This is a genomic window from Faecalibacterium sp. OF03-6AC, assembly GCF_003478175.1.
GTDB classification, from domain to species: domain Bacteria; phylum Bacillota; class Clostridia; order Oscillospirales; family Ruminococcaceae; genus Faecalibacterium; species Faecalibacterium taiwanense.
The window spans coordinates 152,704-171,095 of sequence record NZ_QUEN01000007.1 but is presented as its reverse complement, the minus strand read 5'-3'; the positions used below and the strand labels follow the sequence as shown (position 1 = coordinate 171,095).

General features: G+C 55.6%; 16 protein-coding genes. 4 read left to right on the top strand and 12 right to left on the bottom strand.

Annotated features, from left to right (window positions below):
* Positions 1 to 160: 160 nt before the first annotated feature.
* The 11 genes from xerC to DXA66_RS09880 all read right to left on the bottom strand — a co-directional run bounded on the left by xerC (position 161) and on the right by DXA66_RS09880 (position 12,383).
* Entirely contained in the window at positions 161 to 1,558 is a 1,398-nt protein-coding gene (gene xerC / locus DXA66_RS09930; protein WP_118528589.1) for a tyrosine recombinase XerC, read from the bottom strand.
* A 12-nt stretch (positions 1,559 to 1,570) separates the two neighbouring features.
* Positions 1,571 to 1,885 carry a helix-turn-helix domain-containing protein gene (locus DXA66_RS09925; protein ID WP_118528587.1) on the bottom strand — a complete coding sequence of 105 codons (315 nt, stop codon included), beginning with the start codon at positions 1,883 to 1,885 and terminating at the stop codon, positions 1,571 to 1,573.
* 212 nt (positions 1,886 to 2,097) lie between these two features.
* Positions 2,098 to 3,390: a virulence-associated E family protein gene (locus tag DXA66_RS09920; protein ID WP_243089085.1), complete on the bottom strand. Its 1,293-nt coding sequence runs from the start codon at positions 3,388 to 3,390 to the stop codon at positions 2,098 to 2,100.
* A 76-nt stretch (positions 3,391 to 3,466) separates the two neighbouring features.
* Positions 3,467 to 4,810, bottom strand: a complete 1,344-nt coding sequence (locus DXA66_RS09915; protein WP_118528585.1) for a hypothetical protein — start codon at positions 4,808 to 4,810, stop codon at positions 3,467 to 3,469.
* A 440-nt stretch (positions 4,811 to 5,250) separates the two neighbouring features.
* Entirely contained in the window at positions 5,251 to 5,586 is a 336-nt protein-coding gene (locus tag DXA66_RS09910; RefSeq protein ID WP_118528583.1) for a hypothetical protein, read from the bottom strand.
* A gap of 937 nt (positions 5,587 to 6,523) precedes the next feature.
* On the bottom strand, positions 6,524 to 8,353 hold the full coding sequence (locus DXA66_RS09905) for an amylosucrase (RefSeq protein ID WP_118528581.1): 1,830 nt from the start codon (positions 8,351 to 8,353) through the stop codon (positions 6,524 to 6,526).
* Between the two features lie 3 nt (positions 8,354 to 8,356).
* Complete coding sequence (locus tag DXA66_RS09900; protein WP_118528579.1) at positions 8,357 to 9,289, bottom strand: carbohydrate kinase; 933 nt, start codon at positions 9,287 to 9,289, stop codon at positions 8,357 to 8,359.
* A gap of 15 nt (positions 9,290 to 9,304) precedes the next feature.
* Entirely contained in the window at positions 9,305 to 10,081 is a 777-nt protein-coding gene (locus DXA66_RS09895) for a hypothetical protein (RefSeq protein WP_118528577.1), read from the bottom strand.
* A 12-nt stretch (positions 10,082 to 10,093) separates the two neighbouring features.
* Complete coding sequence (locus DXA66_RS09890) at positions 10,094 to 10,684, bottom strand: hypothetical protein (protein WP_118528575.1); 591 nt, start codon at positions 10,682 to 10,684, stop codon at positions 10,094 to 10,096.
* A complete protein-coding gene (locus DXA66_RS09885; protein WP_118528573.1) occupies positions 10,681 to 11,379 on the bottom strand; it encodes a hypothetical protein in 699 nt (232 codons plus the stop codon). Before DXA66_RS09885 ends, DXA66_RS09890 begins: the two co-directional genes overlap by 4 nt.
* Positions 11,376 to 12,383: a LacI family DNA-binding transcriptional regulator gene (locus DXA66_RS09880; RefSeq protein WP_118528571.1), complete on the bottom strand. Its 1,008-nt coding sequence runs from the start codon at positions 12,381 to 12,383 to the stop codon at positions 11,376 to 11,378. The genes DXA66_RS09885 and DXA66_RS09880 overlap by 4 nt, the downstream gene beginning before the upstream one ends.
* 402 nt (positions 12,384 to 12,785) lie before the next feature.
* Between DXA66_RS09880 and DXA66_RS09870 the strand changes: the two genes are divergently transcribed.
* From DXA66_RS09870 to DXA66_RS09855, 4 genes are all read left to right on the top strand, one after another.
* Complete coding sequence (locus tag DXA66_RS09870) at positions 12,786 to 13,733, top strand: sugar ABC transporter permease (RefSeq protein WP_118528568.1); 948 nt, start codon at positions 12,786 to 12,788, stop codon at positions 13,731 to 13,733.
* A 15-nt stretch (positions 13,734 to 13,748) separates the two neighbouring features.
* The gene (locus tag DXA66_RS09865) at positions 13,749 to 14,663 is read left to right on the top strand and encodes a carbohydrate ABC transporter permease (protein WP_118528566.1); all 915 of its coding nucleotides are present in this window, start codon (positions 13,749 to 13,751) and stop codon (positions 14,661 to 14,663) included.
* A gap of 142 nt (positions 14,664 to 14,805) precedes the next feature.
* Positions 14,806 to 16,464: a substrate-binding domain-containing protein gene (locus DXA66_RS09860; RefSeq protein WP_243089083.1), complete on the top strand. Its 1,659-nt coding sequence runs from the start codon at positions 14,806 to 14,808 to the stop codon at positions 16,462 to 16,464.
* Between the two features lie 26 nt (positions 16,465 to 16,490).
* Positions 16,491 to 17,966, top strand: coding sequence for a glycoside hydrolase family 32 protein (locus DXA66_RS09855; protein WP_118528564.1), 1,476 nt, complete (start codon positions 16,491 to 16,493; stop codon positions 17,964 to 17,966).
* 91 nt (positions 17,967 to 18,057) lie between these two features.
* Here DXA66_RS09855 and DXA66_RS09850 read toward each other — a convergent pair whose 3' ends face one another.
* Positions 18,058 to 18,306, bottom strand: a complete 249-nt coding sequence (locus DXA66_RS09850; protein WP_055186445.1) for a DUF6061 family protein — start codon at positions 18,304 to 18,306, stop codon at positions 18,058 to 18,060.
* Positions 18,307 to 18,392 lie beyond the last annotated feature (86 nt).

Here is an 18,392-nt window from a genome sequence, read left to right as displayed (position 1 = left end):
ACCAGATATTGAACGTCAAATCGTAAGATTTGGCGTTCTTTCTTTATGTAGGAAAGCGGCTGCACACTTTCTGCACACCGTTTGCACATTTGCCCAAATCAGGGGCTTTTCTGAGCAAGGTTTGCACAGCCTGCTTTCCTTTGCATAAAAAGAAGAAATTTTAGGCGAACAAGGCTCTCGTCAATTCTCTGCGTTCGTCTGCGTCCATCAGCCGGATGGCTTCAAGGATCTCCTTGCCGGAGATTTTTGTTGCCGCCGGCTTTTCATTTTGCTGGGGCTGGGGTGCTGCCGGGGTCAGGTCTTGGGAATAGAAGTTCGCTTCGATCTTCTCGGTCAGTTCCAGCCGGGGCTTGTCCTGCGTGTGGGCGTAGGTGTCCATCAGGACAGATGCGGTGGCGTGACCTGTATTGCCCTGCACCGACTTGAAGTCGCCGTCCGACTGCAAGAGCTGATAGGTGGCACTGGAGTGCCGCAGACCATGGAACACGATCTGTTCAAACTCCGGGTGCTCCGCTCTCCACAGACGGTACCATTTCGTCAGCAGCTCCGGTGCGATGGGCAGACCGTCCGGGAGCCGGAACAGCTGTCCGCAGTTGCTGTACTTCTCCGGGGCGCTCTGCTCGTCCTGCTTGAGCTTTTCAAGCCATGCTTGAAGTTCCTCTTTCAGAGGTTTGGTCATATACAGGATACGATTTGACTTCTTGGTCTTGGGCTTTTTCAGGATGAGAGAGGATTTGCTACCCTCACGCCTGTCCGGGAACGTGTAGTAGACCTGCTTGGGGTCGAGCTTTTCCAGAGCGTCCTTGTTGGCTCGCTGCATGGTCTTATTGACCGAGATAGTGCCACGCCCATCGGCTGCATCAAAGTCCAGATCACTCAGCTGTAGGCCGAGGATTTCGCCCTCACGGAGCGAAAGGATCATGCTCATGTGCACCGCTAGATGCAGGGCAGGGTTCTCGATGGTCTGCAACGCTGCCAGCATGGTTTTCTCGTCCCAGATGGTGCGTTCCTCGATGTTGACCTTGGGGGCATCACGGGGCAGGGGAATCTTGTGGATCAAGTCCCATTCTACCGCATAGGAAAATGCGGTCTTGAGTAGCGTGTGGACTTCGTGGATGGAGGTGCTGGACAGCAGCCGCTTCTTTTGCTTGTCGGAAAGATTCTGTTTCACACCGTGCACATACTGCCCGCAGGGGGTCTTGGCAAGGGTAGCATAGAACTTTTCAATGTCGTAGGTTCGCAGCTCCTGCACCTTGCGATTGCCGATATAGGGCACGATAAGGTTCTGCACCATCGCCACGGACTGGGTGTAGGTCTTGGGTGACCACTTGTGTTTGGTGGACTGGATCGGAATCCACTTGTACAGCATTTCCTCCACCGTTATGGTGTCGGGAACAAGGAACGTGCCGTCCAGCAGTTCTTTCTCGACCGTGATTTTTCGCTCCTGCGCCTCCTTCCTGGTCTTGAAACTCTCCCAGCCCTCGCAGGGCTTGCCGGAATGGTCTTTGTACTTATAACGGACGGAGTAGGAATCTCCGCGCTTCATAATAGATGCCATAGATTACCTCCCTCAGACCGCCGCAAACCAGTTGTCGAAACTCTGCTTGTTCACCCGGATGCTGGTGCCGATGCGCAGCACCCGGAAATCCTTCGTGGTGTTGCACAGGTTGTACGCCGCACGGGGAGAAATCGCCAAAAGTTGGGCAATCTCCTCCACCCGGTAAACAAGAGGTTCGTGCTTGGCTGCTTTGGTCTGGTCAGAAGATCCAATGGCAGGGGATTTAGACATCTCCATTGTAGCGAGGTTCGAGTCCATTTGCAAGGATTCATTCGTATAATCTTTATATTTCACATTTTCGGTCATGTCAGGCCGATTCATATTCATAGGCAGACCTCCAATTCCTTGTAACCGAACGCCTGTAACCGGGCAGGAAAACTCTCTTTTTCTGCACACAGGACATTCGGTGGACTTTATACTTTTTCTTATCTTTTTAAGGTTACATGGTTACAGAAAGCGGAAAATGCAGCAGTCATGCGGACTTTTCGGTGTAACGACGGCGTAACCAAATCTGTAACCAGACGTGTAACCGCTGTCCATCAGAAGGGAAAGCCCATCTGCTCGGCTTCCGCATCCGTTATTTCGGAGAAATTTTCAGCCCCGGTTTCGTGGCTGGTTACGCGCTCCCAGCCTTTCTGAACGCCGTACTTCGGGTAACGCTTAGCGGTCTTGTGCGCCTGCCAGCCTTGGATATCGCCGCGCGAAATACCCGTGTTCATGATCTCGCAGATAGCACGGGTCTCCCACTCAGCCGGGATGTTGTTGTTGCCAAGCGCCTCCGCATAGAGCTGCTTGGAACACACCCGGTCCCCCGTGTAGTCCTCCAGAAAGGCATAGATCATGCCAGCCTGTGCATCCTCCTGCATAAAGTCCTGCTGATGGGCTTGCAGCGTTTCCTGCATGGCAGGGCTGAACGCCAGCTTGTAGTTGCCGCTGTTGTAGATGGTCATGGCTTCTGCCCAGAGCTGGTCGATATAGGCACGGGATCCTTCTTCGTTGTCCAAAACGTGGACTTCGGCCAGTTCCGCATCCACCGGAACAGGAATGAAACGGCGGTTGCCGGTGCGGTCACGGGGCAAAAAATCCTGCCGGTTGGTCGTGCCAGCAAAGACGCACTGGCGCAGACGGTCGGCAGGATGGGTCTCGTAGGGGACTTTATAGGTCTCCTTCTGCTTGCTGAGAAAGCTCTTGATCTCCTCGATGCTCTTGGCATTGGCGGTGGCGATCATCTCCGACATTTCGATGATCCAGTGACCTTGCAGCTTGCGGTACACGTTGTCATCGTCCAGCCGCCGCAGGTCGTCCGAGAACCACTCATCCTTGACCGCCAGCAGTCGGAAAAAGCTGGACTTTCCCACACCCTGACCGCCCACCAGACAGAGCATGGTTTCAAATTTGCATCCCGGCTGGAACACGCGCTTAATGGCTCCCAGCAAGAAAATCTTCATGGCTTCGCAAGTGTATTCGTCCTCCGCAGCACCGAGGAAGTGGTGCAGGACGTGGGGGATCCGTTCCGTGCCATCCCATTGCAGACCGTTCAGGTAATCCCGGATGGGATGATAACGGTTCTCGTTGGCAGCAATGCGGATGGCAGATTCGATTTTCTTTTCGCTGGAAATGCCGTATTTTTCCATTCGGCGCAGAATATACTTCATGTCGGTGTCGTTCAGCGTCTTGCCGGAGCGGGGCCAGCCCACGGGCTTTACAATGTCAATGCGCTCGCTCAACAGGTTCAGCCGGATGGCATCGGCAAGCACATGGTCGTTCTGCAGAATCGTGATGCAGTTTTGAATCGTCCGCTGGATCTCGCCGTTGGAGTGCTTGGTCAGCATTTCTTTTACGTCCGCAACGGTTCGGGGAGTGCGTTCTTCGTTGACTTCTTTGCTCAATAAACATCACCTCGTACTATTATTGAAAACAATTTTCCGATTTTTCGGCGGCAGGCGGTGCGGACGGCTTCCGTTGGGTCTGTTCCGCCTGCAAGCGGTTCAGCAGTTGCAGCACCGAATCCCGTGCTTTTTCCTTGACCTGCTCTTTGCCTTTCTGCCGGACTTCCGGCTTCAGCAGCTTCTCCTGCAAACGAGTGGCGGTGGTCTGCATGGTCTTGAGGAACTTGTCCAGCATGCTATCCAGATGTTTTGCGGTGTACTCCCGTGTGGCCTTGGGAGCTTTGCGCTCCGGGGACAGCACCCACTTTTTCGTGTCCTCGATCATCCGCATATCTTCCTTCCGGGTCTCTGTGCGCACAACATCCGTCACGATATCCACCGCCTTGTCGTAGGCCGCAGCCGAAACATCTTCCAGCAGGGTCTCCATGTCCGAAACTTTCAGGGTCAGCTCGTCCAGCTTGCTCTGCTGGGCAGCAAGCTGCTCCTTCTGCTTGGCAAGGATAAAGTCTTGCTTTTCGAGATATTGCCGGTTGCCGTATTCTGCTTTCTCCTCCAATTCCAGCCCATGCCGCTTGGCAATCTCGAACAGCATCTTCCGGCAGGCTGCATCAAAGGTGATCTTGCGGTTGTTGCGGCGGCTGAGGGGCTTGCCCGGGTCAGGCAGCTCAAAACCCAACGCTTCCAGCGCCTTTTCCTGCTGGGGAGCCACCTCGCCGTACTTGTTCTCGCAGTCGAACACATGGCGCTCGTGGATGTGGGGTGTGCTCTCATCCAGATGCAATGCCCAGTCCAGTACATGAACGTGTTCGCCAAATTTGCCCTTGAACTCCTCGATGAACTCGGTGACGATGTTCAGCAAGTCCCCTGCGGAAGCGTGTTCATCCAGCGTTCCCAGCTGGTAGATAGTTTCTTCCGGGCAGGTCTTGCGACTGGACAGCAGGTCGGGAATGGAGCGGTTTCGTTCGGTGTGCCGGATCTTTGCGTTACGCTCGTTCTGGTTTTCGATGAAGGCCGTGTAGTGGGTCTCGTAGAATTGCCGTTCCACATCCGAGAATGTCCCGGCCAGATCATCCGGGTCTTGTGGGGCGATAGTGGAGCGAAATCCGTGGAAGCAGTCCCAGTAGATGTTGCCCTTGGCTCGTTCCGGGTCGATGTGCTCACTGTTGGCAAGGTTAAAACTCCGGTCATTGTGCTTTGGGTTATAGGTGCCGTGGGTTCCGGCTCGTCCGTTGTGTCGTGTCAGTTTCAGATAGACATCCCTCCGTTTCAACAGCTTGGTGGGGAGAACGCAGCAGCGGAGCTGCTGGATCTGCCGCCGTTTTGCGCCAGATAATACCCAGTAGGATATGACGCACAGCATCATATCACTGGGCAAGGCGTTCCCCCTTGACTCCCTTCAACGGGCCATTTTGGTCCGTTGATTTTGGCAAGCTGCGGGCAAAGATTTGCGAATCCCTGCCCACAGCTCGTCCGGCTTTTTCAGTGGGCCATTTTGACCCACTGATTCTGTTACGGGTAGAATCAAGTGCCGGGTGGCGGCACCTGATTTTCAATAGACCTTGCAGTGTTACAGGTGGAATCAGGTGGTCATCTTGACCACCTGATTTTTACGGAGTGGGGGTGATGTGTTACAGATAAAACCGAAGTTCTCAAAATGATAACTCCGGTGGCTTCGTTACGGCTAAAATCAAGTTCCCAAAGTGGGAACTTGATTCAGCAAGGGCTACGAATCAAGTTACGGAAAGCGTAACCTGATTTCAGATAATCGCTCACTCCCAAATCCCCAAAATGGGAAGCACCACTTTACAGGATAGAAGCAGCATTCACTTTACGCTGGCGGTAGTCTTTCTGACGACAGGCATTGCTGCAATATCTGGCATCCGCCCGAATTGGTAAGAACTGCTTCCCGCAGCAAGCGCAGGTATACTTTCCTCGCTCAACGCGCTTTTTAAGGCTTTTCCGCAGATTCAGCATCTTGTGACCGCAAGTCTGGAAGCTACAATATTTTCGGTTCCGGGTCTGGGTGTAGATGACCTTGCGGCAGTATTCACATTGGATTCTGCGCACACTGGGGTCGCCATCAATGAAATATTCCATCAGGGTGTCCTGATTTTCACGTTCCCATTGTTCTGTTGTCATAGGCATCCTCCTTTGGCTGTTACGGGTGTGTGGTGGATAATGAAAAGCATTATTTGCCCCAAATGTTACGGGTATATGGTGGTTACCAAAATGGTAACCACCACTTTTACACAATAAAGCGTTACGATTGTCTGGTTGGTGATCAAAATGATCACCAACTAAAATCTGTGCGTTATGGCTGGGTGGTAAGTGGACATTTTGTCCATTTACTACTTCCAAGTGGTGAGTTACGGTTTTCGTAACCCACCACAGAACGACCGTGTTACGGTCATTTGGTAAGTACTGAAAAGCAACACTTACCGGATTTCACCGTGGCTTGACAAAATGTCAAGTCGAGGTCAAACGTAACACGAACGGAGTCAATGTGGACAAATTGTCTACATTGATTCAAGCTGCGGCAATTCACCCCATGTGGTCAAAATGTCCACATGGGGTCAGCCGTAACGCAGAAAGTTTTTCTGGTGAATGACGCTTTGTGTCATTCACCACATCAACTGGCCATTTTGACCAGTTGATATTGGGTGTGCCGTTCTCCCTGCATGGATTTCCTGCCCCCTTCCGGCGGCGTTTTCCGGCTCTCCCTTGCGGGGTTATCGCCGGGTATCCCATGCAGACGGTCATGCGGTTGTCAAGGTACGGTGCTGGATTTGGCAATAAAAAATCGCCACACAACAACCTGAACCTGACCATCCTTTCCGGGATGGCCTTGGTTCGGGTTCGTTATGTAGCGAAAAGAAAGTCAAAAACTTGCTCCGGCTCCTTCGGGAGCAGAGCTGGAACTCTAAGTAAATATGTTATATTAAATTGTTGGGATAGATTACCACAAAAAACGAACTTTGTCAACAAAAACTTTTGAGAATACGCCACTTTTGGCAGCTTGCAAGAAAATGCATCAAAAACTTTGGCAAAAAGAGAGAGCCAGATGGGCTCGTTTTGCTTATTTGTTTTTTACCAGCAGCGCCTGATAGGGCTCCAGCTCCACATCCGCCAGCCAGACGGAAGTGCCCTCCGGGGTGTGATACTCGCCACCCAGAGCGTCCAGACTTGCCCCTGCCGGGTACTCGGTAAAATTGAACAGTCCCACCAGCGTTTCCTCGCCGCGCTTGCGCACCAGCGCCAGCACGCCGGGGTTGTGGCTGTCCCATGTGGTCACCCACGCATCCGGGGCAAAGCAGGGGTCTGCACGCATTTTGCGCAGCTGCTCCATGCCTTGCCACAGCTGGTTTTGCAGCGTGCCTTTTTGGGTGCGCTGCTTTGCATCCTCCCAGTTGAATTTTGTGCGGTGCAGGTTGCGGCTGTCCTCCACACGGTCGGGGTCGTTTTTGTAATCCCAGCCGTTGCGCTGTGCGATCTCGTCACCGCAGTTCAGCATGGGGAAGCCCTGCAAAAACGCCATAGCAGTGTGTAGCAGCAGGTCACGCTTCACGGCATAATCCAGTGCGATTTTATCGCCCTTTTCCAGCGCCTGCTCCACGCCGCACAGGCTGGCGGTGGTGCCGCAGCTCCGGGCATCGCCGGTGGCAGGGTCGTAATTGTACAGTTCGCCTTTTGCCCAGCTTCCGGGGAAGTTGCCCTCGTAGAAGTGGTAGAGATACTCCTTGTGCTTCTGCGGGTCGATGCCCAGCCGGTTTTCCACCGCTTCGTCCAGACCCCAGCCAATATCATCGTGGCAGCGCAGATAGTTCACAAACCAGCAATTTTTTGGCAGGGCGTGCAGGGCATCCAGCTGCGCCTTCAGCAGCCGGGTGTCCCGGCTGGCAAGGGCGCTCCACAGGTTGACCATCGTGGATACGTTGTAGAGCATGTGGCATTCCGGTTTTTCCGGGGTGCCGAAATAGGCAGCCAGCTCCTTGGGTGCCATGACCACCTCGCCCTTGAGGATGACCGCCGGGCAGACGCATTCCAGCACCATGCGGAGCATCCGCACAATGGTGTGCACCTGCGGCAGATTGCGGCAGGTGGTGCCCAGCTGCTTCCAGATGTAGGGCACCGCATCAATGCGGAACACCTCCACGCCAAGGTTGGCGAGGTGCAGGATGCTCTTGGTCATGTCCACGAACACCGCCGGGTTTGCGTAGTTCAGATCCCACTGGTAGTCGTGGAAGGTGGTCAGCACCCACTTGTGCATCTCCTCGCACCATGTAAAGTTGCCGGGCGCAGTGTTGGGGAACACCTGCGGAACGGTCTGCTCGTACTGGTCGGGGATGGTGCGGTCCTCGTAGAGATGGTAATAGGCCTGAAACCACGGGTCGCCCGCCTTTGCCGCCATGGCCCAGCGGTGGGTGCTGGCGGTGTGGTTCATGACAAAATCCAGACACAGGCTGATGCCGGCCTTGCGCAGTTCACGGGTCAGGTTTTCCAGATCCTTGTTGGTGCCAAGGGCAGGGTCTACGGTGTCGAAATCCTCCACCGCATAGCCGCCGTCGTTGTGGGGATGGGGCATCTGCAAAAGGGGCATCAGGTGCAGATAAGTCAGCTTCTGCTCCTTGAGGTAGGGCAGTTTCTTTGCCAGTTCTTTCAAGTTTCCGGCAAAGAGGTCGGTGTACATGGTCATGCCGAACATATTGCCCCGCTTGTACCACTCCGGGTCGGCGGTGCGGGCTTTGTCCAGTGCTTTCAGCTCAGCACTGCGGGCGTTGTAGGCTTGTGCCATCTCACGCTCCAGAACTTCCAGCCCTTCCCGGTTGTGGTACAGCTCCATGAACAGCCATTCCAGCTCGTCCTTGTGCTTGGCAAACCGGGACTCAAATTCCTGTTTTGCTGCCATGGTTCAGCCCTCCACTTCCGCAAGGGTGGGCATGGCAGGGATAGCACCGTGGCGGCTGGTGGTGATGCTGGCGGCTTTGTTGGCAAAGGCCAGAATGCCTTCCAGTTTGTCCACCGTCAAGGTGTCCAGCTCCTCCTTGCAGAGCTTGGACAGGGCAGCCCCAAAGAAGGTATCGCCTGCGCCGTTGGTGTCGCCCACCTTGCAGGGGACGCCAGCGACATGACCGGTCTTGTCCCCAAAGCGGTAGAACACGCCGTTTGCACCCAAGGTGACAAAAATCAGCCGGATTCCGTTCTGGGCAAGCTGGGCTGTGCCGCTTTCGCAGTCGGTGGTGCCGGTGAGCAGGGGCAGTTCTTCATCGGAAACTTTTAGAATATCTACCAGCGGCAGGGGTGCTTTCATCTGGGCAATGGCATCCTCTTTGTTCTTCCAGAGGTTGGCACGGTAATTGGGGTCATAAGTAATGACAGCACCCAGCTTTTTGGCGCGGGCGGCAGCATCCAGCGTCGCGGTGCGGGAAGGGTCGGCAGTCAGGCTGACAGAACCAAAGTGGACGATTTTGGCAGCTTTCAGAGCCTCGTCCGAAATGTCCTCTTTGCGCAGCATCACATCGGCGTTGGCACTGCGGTAGAAGCTGAAATCCCGCTCGCCGGTGGCATCCACCGAGACCACCGCCATGGTGGTGGGGTGGTCTGCATCCACCGCCATGCCGGAAACGTCCACCTTGTTCTCTGCCAGAACCTCTTTCAGGTAGCGGCCAAAGGCATCCGCACCCACCTTGCCGATAAAGGCGGTCTGTGCGCCCAGCCGGGCGGCAGCCACCGCCAGATTTGCCGGTGCGCCGCCGGGATTTGCTGCGAACTGCGGGATGCCGCGTTCATCCTTGCCGGTCTGGGTCAGGTCGATCAAAACTTCGCCAATCGTTAAAATGTCCATGAGTCCTTCTCCTTATCATTCATCGTAGCGGGGTGTCTGCTCCGGGAACTGCTGCCGGATCTTTTCCTCAATGCCATACGCGGCATCAAAATCGGAATACAGCAGGAAGAAGCAGACGAACCAGATAAACCACACACCGAGGAACGGCACCAGAAAGCCCGTCCACGGCAAAAACAACACGAACAGAAGCCACCAGCCCAGTTGCAGGATTGCCGTGCCGATCACATGCTTGCCATATTTCAGGCAGAACAGGATGGCGTTTTGCAGTCGGTGCAGGTTGCTTTCCTCAAACAGGACGACTTGCGGCCAAAAGGCGGTGAACAGCATCAGCAGCAACAGCAGTCCGACAAAGAAAACGGCCAGTGTCCCGATGCCCGGCAGCTGTTCCGCAGAGAACAGCACCATGCCGAAGAACAGCTCGATGCCCAGCGCAAGGCAGAATACGATGCCGGGCAGAAGGGATGCTTTCCAGTTTTGCTTCATGCCCTTGCAGTAATTTTCCCACCAGCCGCGGGGTGCATCCCGGTAGCTGCGGAACAGCGCGTCCATCATGCAGGAGATTGCCGGGCCCACCAGCAGTCCACCCACCACGCAGACGGGAATCAGCACCAGCAGACTGGAAGAAAGCAGGGCGTACCCCACCCCCAGCCCGTAGGGGATGCACAGACCCAAGGTGACAAAATCCGCAAAGAGAAAGCTTTTCCAGTCTCGTTCCAGCAGCTCCTGATACCGGGGCAGACCAGTGGCGCGTTGACCATGGATGACCGGGTCACTCGGAAAGAATAAGCCCATTTCTACGCCTCCTTAATAGGTGCAGCCGTTCAGAAATTCGGTCAGTACAGCCAGTGCATCGCCGATGTAGCTCTCCTGACAGGAAAGCTCCCACTCTATGGCACTGGTGCCCTTCTGTCCAAAGGCGGCAACGCCAAAGGCATAGGGGTTGCTCTCGTCCTGATAGGTAAACTGAATGACAGTGTACTCCTGCCCGGCGGCAGTCAGGGTCTGTGTGTCAGAAATATCGTAGTTCTGCTGTGCCAGCTCCTGCCAGCCGGAAACAGCGGAAGCTGCCTTTTCTTCGGTCTTGTTTTCCTGTACCACCAGCGTCAGCTGGGCATCATAGAGATCGACTGTCTTACCCTCGCTGTTTTCATAGGGCTGGGGTTCTCCGTTGACCCAAGAAGCATAGTACAGGCCGTTGGCGGCAAGGATATCCTTGTTGTCCAGCAGAACGAAATCATCCTGCGGCGCAGGAGCGACCAGTGTACTGCCCACCGGGGCAGTGCCGTCCGCATTGACCAGCGGGTCGCTTTTCAGGTCTTCGTCTTTCACGCCACAGCCGGTACACAGCACCGCCGCCAGTGCAAGGACGAGCACAAACAGTCCATTCCGTTTCATGGGGTTGCTCCTTTCGTCAGGTTCTGCCACAGCCGTTCGGCCCCTTCACGGGCACGGGCGGCTTTTTCTGTTTTTGCGTTTTCATAAAAGGACCGGCGGCCTAAATACAGATTTTTAACCAGTTCCATATTCTCGCCGGTGACGGTCGTTCCCAATACAGTGGTCTGATACGTTCCAAGGTCCGCTTCGACCAAGGCCGGACAGTCTGCCCAGCACACGGTTTTCCCGGCGGCGGTATAGTCGCTGTCGCCCGGCGGGGTGCCGTCCCAGTTGGCAAGGGCCTGATAATCCAGCTGGAAGTGTGCCGGGTCGTCCAGCAGCAGGAAATAGCTGTCCTCAGCGTTCATGTCGGAGAGAAACTGCATCTGCGCCGCCAGTGCATAGGTCGAGGCGTTTTCTTTGTCCTCGGTGTCGCTGACGTATTGGTTGAGCCTGACGCAGACAACGCCGTCTCCGTTCAGATCCTCGCCGTACTGCGCAAAGGCGCTTTCAATGGAGCGGGCAGTATCCTCCGGCAGGGAACTTTTGCCGACGTATGCGATCTGATAATCTGGCAGGGTCTCGCCCCAGTTCAGGGCGTTGGCCAGCCAGCTGATGCCCACCCAGAGCACCACGGCTGCGATGACGAGATAGACCCAGTGGTAATGCAGCCAGTTCCTGACCCAGTACCACCGGCCTTTTTCCGGGGCGGTCATGCCTTGGTGGTGCCGCCGTAAGCATAGCTGACCGGCAGGCACAGCAGGGAGGGGGTATTGGCGCGGTTCTCGTTCAGCACGACTTCCACGCAGGTCTCTGCGATGGCGTCCACGGGCTGAACGATGGTGGAACAGTAATAATCCATGTCGCCGAAGGTGCGCAGCCCATCAAAGCCGATGACCTGCACGTCCTCGGGCACCCGAAGCCCCATGAGACGCAGCAGCTGAACAATCTGGTAGGCCAGACGGTCGGTCACGCAGAAGATGCCGTCAAACTCCAACACGCCGTCCTGCAGATGATCGTCCAGGAACACCGCGAACTCGGCCATGGGGTCAAAGACGGTGCCGTCCCGCGCATCTTCCAGATTCTTTATTTCATAAGGAACGCCTGCGGCTTCACAGGCGGCCACAAAGCCGTCCTTGCGTTTGTTGGTCTCGCCCACGATGCTGGAACCGACGCGCAGGAAGGCGAGCTTCCTGCAGCCGTTTTCCATCAGCTTTTCGGCGGCCAGCCGCCCGCCTGCGTAGTTATCTGATGCCACGCAGGGGATGTTGGCGCCGAGATACCGGTCGATGGAGACGGAGTTGATCTCCGAGGGTACTTCCAGCTTCGGGTCATAGGTCAGGGCAATGATGCCGTCCACCTTGTTCTGCTCGGCCATGCAGATCATTTCCTGCTCTTTTTCATTGTCATAGTCGGTATCGCAGAGCAGCATCCGGTAGCCGCGCTTTTGCAGCGAGCTGTTGATGCAATGAGCGATCAGGCCGAAATAGGGATGTGCGATGGTGGGCAGGACGACGGCGATGGTATTGGTGCGGTTGCTTTTCAGGCCGCGCGCATAGGCGTTCAGGTGGTAGTCCAGTTCCTTGATGGCCTGCTCCACCTTTTTGCGGTATTCCTCGCCCACCGGGATGCCGTTGATGACCTTGGATACAGTGCCCAGAGAGACCCCTGCCTCCTTGGCCACATCCTTCATCGTAGGGGCGGTGTTCTGTTTTGCCATGCGGGCCACTCCTTTGTTTGTGAAACGTTTTTATTTCAAGTGGATATATATCAAAGGAAATCTTGCTGTATTCCTGCTAACTCTGAGGTTTTTGCAGCTTCAGTATAGCATGGTTTTTCCAGAATGTAAAGGCTTTTTCGTGAAATTTCATGAATCGTTTCACGAACGCACGATGACGCATTTTGCACAAAAACATCATACAGCAAGTGTACAAAACATTGAAAACATGGATACAAGGCGTTTTTTGCGTAAAAACCTGTTGACACAAAAACGCTGGCGTGCTATCTTTGTGTTGCAAGCCGTGTAACGTTTCACGAGAAACGGCAAAAACGATCCCCGAACGGCAGGGGACCCCAGCCCACGGGCCTGTGGGCAGCGTAAAAACAAGAAGGAGGAGTTTTTATGACGCAGACCTCGCCAGCTGCTGCACGTCAGCTGGACGCTATCCCGGTCCACCGCAAAAGCCTCAGCCAACGGCTGCGGGAAAACTGGCAGCTCTATGTGATGCTGCTGATCCCCGTGGTGCTGACCATCGTTTATAAGTACTGGCCCATGTACGGCATCCAGATCGCCTTCCGCGATTTCAAGGCAAGCCGGGGCATCACCGGCAGCGAGTGGGTCGGCCTGTACTGGTTTGAACGGTTCTTCACCGCACCCAACTGTGTGCGCATGATCAAAAACACCGTGCTGCTGAGCCTGTACAGCCTGCTGTGGAGTTTCCCCATCCCCATCATCCTGTCCCTGTGCATCAACCAGCTGCGCTTTGCAAAGTTTAAGCGGGTGGTGCAGACGGTGCTGTATGCGCCCCACTTCATCTCCACCATGGTCATCTGTGGTATGATCAAAATTTTCCTCAGCCCGTCCGGCGGTCTGCTGAACCTGATCCTGGGCACCAGCGTGGACTTTCTTTCGGAGAGCACCGCATTCCGTACCATTTATGTGGCCTCCGGCATCTGGCAGGAAGCCGGATGGGGTACCATCATTTATATGGCTTGTCTGGCTGCTGTGGATACCAGCCTGTACGAAGCCGCTAAGATCGATGGCGCGTCCATGTTCCAGCGCATCCTGCACATTGATATCCCCGAACTGATCCCCATGATCGTACTTCAGCTCATCATGAGTGTCGGCAACCTGATGAACGTGGGCTTTGAAAAGGTGCTGCTGCTGCAGACCGAACTGAACAAAGCAACCAGCGATATCATTGCCGTGTATGTCTACGAGCAGGGCATCATCAACGCCAAGTACAGCTATTCCACCGCTGTGGGCCTGTTCAACACGGTGGTCAACATCATCCTGCTCATCATCGTCAACCGCATCGCCAAAAAGGCGGCGGACGTCAGCTTTGTGTAAAGGGGGCGAACTGTTATGGCAAAAAACATTGCAGCATCCCATCAAAAGAAGCCCGGCGGTCTGTCCGATAAGGTCAGCGATATCGTTCTGGTGGTCATCTGCGCCGCCGTCATGCTCATCGTGGCTTACCCGCTGTACTACGTTCTGGTGGCGTCCTTCTCAGACCCCTACGATGTGTACGCCGGCAAGACCTTCCTGCTGCCCAGCCAGTTCACCTTGAAAGGCTATCAGGCTGTGTTTGCAGACAGCGCGCTGTTCTCCGGTTTTGTCAACAGCATCAAATACACCGTCATCGGCACGATTTATTCGGTGGTCATGATCTATCTGGTGGCTTACCCGCTGAGCGTGAAGGATCTGCCCGGGCGCAAGTACATCAGCCTGTTCTTCGTCATCACCATGTATTTCGGCGGCGGTCTGGTGCCTACCTACCTCATCGTCAAGCAGACCGGTCTGCTGGGCAGTATGTGGGCGCTGTTCCTGCCTGGTGTGGTGGCTGTGGGCAACGTGATCATCGTCCGCAACTTCTTCGAGAACAACATTCCCAGAGAACTGCTGGAAGCCGCCGAGATCGACGGTGCCTCCAAGTGGACCGTCTTTGTAAAGATGGTCATCCCCCTGAGCCGTTCCATTATGGCCGTTATGGTGGTGTACAGCATGGTGGCCTACTGGAACGACTGGTTCACCGCTCTGATCTACCTGAGAGCCGATCAGGCTCCGCTGCCGCTGGTGCTGCGCAATATCCTGATCAAGAGTTCTACCAGCGCCAGCCAGTCCTCTATGGTAGCGGGCGGCTTTGCAGAACTGAATAAGCTGACCGAAATGATCAAGTTTGCTTCCATCATCGTGGCAGCCGCCCCCATGCTGATCGTTTACCCCTTCGTACAGAAATATTTTGAAAAAGGCTTCATGGCAGGTGCCGTGAAAGGCTAAAATTTCGACCGCGGCCTGCAAGACGCGAGTGCCGCCCAAGGCACGAAGCGGATGCAGAGCATCTCAAGAGAGCACTGAAGCCGCTGCCCATTCCAGAAAACGAAAAGAATCTGATATAACATTACAGAAAAGGAGAACAACCATGAAAAAGATGATCTCTCGCCGCAATTTCCTGAAGGTTTGTGCCGTTGCCGGTTCTGCCGTGGCGCTGTCTGCCTGCGGCGGCAGCAAAAAGCCTGCTGCACCGGACCCCTCCAACACCGACCAGACCAGCTTTGACATCGTGGGCGGTCAGTCCGCCCTGAGCCCCGGCTACAACGACAACGAGGTGCTGAAGAAGCTGGCAGATAACGTCGGCATCAAGATGAACTACGAGACCATGAGCGACTCCCTCAGCGAACAGGTGAACATCCGCATTGCAGGTGACCAGCTGCCGGACGCCTTTATGGGTGTAGGCTTCTCCAATTACGATATCGCCAACTACGGTGCAGACGGCACCTTCCTGGACCTGACCCCCTATATCAACGCCGAGATCATGCCCAACCTGACCAAGATTCTGGATGAGCACCCCAACATCCGTGCCGCCATCACCATGAGCGACGGCTGCATCTACGGTCTGCCTGCTGCCGAGCAGATGGGCACTGCAGGCATCGGTGCCGATGAGGATTACAGCATCTTCACCATTCCGCAGTTCTCCATGATCAACAAGCGCTGGCTGGACGAGCTGGGGCTGGCAGTGCCCACCACGCTGGACGAGCTGCACGCCGCCCTGAAGGCTTTCAAGGACAACGATATGTCCGCCAAGGTCTACGGCAACGCTCCCGGCAGCACCATCCCCATGTCCACCGGCTTTGACGAGTGGTGCTGGGGTCAGAACATCTTCTACGCAGGCTTCGGCTTCACCAACTGGCCCAACGATGTGTGCAACGATCTGGTGCTGCAGAAGGACGGCAAGTGCCGCTTTGTCTGCGCCGAGGACAACTACCGCAAGGCGGTCACCTACTTCCACGACTGGTACGCCGAGGGTCTGATGGACGTGGAGATGTTCAGTCAGGATGCCAACCAGCTGCTGGCTAAGGGCGCACAGGGCTATCTGGGCGTTTCCACATGGTGGTACATCGAGGAACTGATGGGCGATTACGCCAAGGACTATGTGTTCCTGCCGGTGCTGAACGGCCCGGACGGCACCCACAACGTCACCGTGCGTACCGGCGGCGGCACCAACAGCGGCAACCTGAACGTGACCAACAAGTGCCAGAGCCCCGCCAACCTGCTGAAGTTCTTTGACCAGTGGTATGACGGCGAGACCGTGATGCAGCTGCAGTACGGCCCCATTGGCGTGTTCTTCACCGAGCAGGACGCCAACGGCAAGTGGAAGTCCATCACCGAGGAGGAGGCCAAGGCAAAGTACAACAAGGGTGCCGGTGAGTTGAAGTCTACCTACGAGGTCTGGGGTCCCAAGCTGATCCTCAGCGAGTACTACGACGAGTACTTCTACATGGAGGACCGCGCCATCGAGCGTCTGACCGACCTGAAGGACTTCTGGATGCCCTTTGTGGACGACACCACCACCTACCCTATCGACTGCGTGTTCACCAGCGAGGAACTGGACACCATTGACCGCTACCGTGCAGATTTTGAGAATGCAGTCTCTGAGCAGGAAGGTCTGTGGCTGAAGGACGGTGGCCCCTCCGACAGCGAGTGGGCAGCCTATCTGGACACCCTGACCAATAGCTGCGGCATGGATAAGCTGCTGGCAGCTTACCAGGGCGCATACGACCGCTACAAGGCGAACGCCTGATTCTAAGACGCAAGGAGGCATCCGCGATGCCAAGTGAAATTTTGAACAAAGCCCGTGCCTACGAGGCCAAGCACGGCGCTGCCATTTCCCCGGCGGAACGCCCTGCCTACCACATGACTCCTTATGTGGGCTGGCTGAACGACCCAAACGGTTTCTCTTATTATAAAGGCAAGTATCACCAGTTCTATCAGTATAACCCCTACGATGTGCGGTGGGCGCCCATGCACTGGGGTCATGCCGTCAGCACAGACCTGCTGCACTGGGAGTATCTGCCCTGTGCGCTCGCACCGGATTCCCCGGCAGACAATGGCCCCGGCTGTTTCTCCGGCTCTGCCACCGAGATGGACGACGGCAGGCAGCTGCTGATGTACACCAGCGTGATCGCAGAAAAGCAGCCCAATGGGGAGATGCGGGATATCCAGACCCAGAGCATTGCCATCGGTGACGGTCTCGACTACGAAAAGCCCGCCTGCAACCCGGTGCTGACCCAGAAAGACCTGCCGGAAGGCTTCAGCAGGTTCGACTTCCGGGATCCCAAGATCTGGCGGGAGGCCGACGGCACCTACTCTGCCGTCACCGTCTGCCTTGCCGAGGACGGCAGCGGCGCAGCGGCACTGTTCCAGAGCAAGGACGGCTTCGACTGGCACTTTGTCACAGTGCTGGAACGCTGCAACAATCAGTACGGCAAAATGTGGGAATGCCCGGACTTCTTCCCGCTGGATGGCAAGCAGGTCTTGATGCTCGGCCCCATGGAGATGCTGCCCAAGGGCGAGTTCCACAATGGTCACAACGTCATTGCCTTCATCGGCAGCTATGACGAAGCCACCCACACCTTCACCAAGGAAAATGTGCAGCTGATGGATGGCGGCATCGACTTCTACGCCACCCAGACCACCCTTGCCCCGGATGGCCGCCGCATCATGACCGCATGGCTGCAAACATGGTCGGACACCGAGGATAAGCCGCAGGGCTGCAAGTGGTTCGGGCAGACCATCTGCCCGCGCGAACTGCACATCAAGGATGGGCGCATTCTTCAGACTCCGGTGCGTGAACTGGATGCCGTCCACGGCAAGCGCACCTTCCACGAAAATGTGACCGTGCAAAGCGAAACTTCTCTGGAAGGCATCAAGGGCCGTGTGGCGGACCTGACCGTCACGGTGCAGCCCGGCGAATACCGCTCCTTCACCCTGAAGCTGGCCGCCGATGCAGACCATCACACCAGCCTGACCTACGATCCCTACACTTCCGAGCTGACGCTGGATCGCAGCTATGCCGGTTCCCGCGCCGACATCGTGCATACCCGCAGCTGCAAGGTGCGCCGCCAGAACGGTGCCCTGAAGCTCCGCATCCTGCTGGATAAGAACAGCATCGAAGTTTTCGCCAACGATGGCGAGCAGACCATGACCGCATGGATCTACACGCCTCAGTCTGCCGATGGCATCACCTTTGCTGCCGATGGCAAAGCAACAATCACGGCAGAACAGTTTGAGCTGAATCTGTAACCTGATATTCCCTTCATTTCTCCTTCATCAATACAGCCCCGCTTTGGTTTCTTCTTCACCAAAGCGGGGCTGTTGTTGCTTCTATGTAAGGTTAGTCCTCTAATCTGCCGTGTTCGCAGCCAAGGGAGAGGTAGCGTTCCATCTCGCCACTCAGCACCATCTGTGCATACTCCAAGGGCTTGTTGTAGAGCAGCCAGTCCAGTTCTGCCCGCTGTGCCGGGGTGTTGCCGTACTCGTCCTCAATGGCGGTGCAGTCGATGGCAACGGCAGAGCCGTCCGTAAACCGGGCTTCCACCCGGTTGGTATCCATGTTATAGTGGCAGGAAAGCAATTTGTTCATAGGAAACCTCTTTCTATATTAAGGTGATGTCTGTTCGATTGTCCAAATCCCTGCCATGAATCATAGTTGTGAATGTACATTTGATG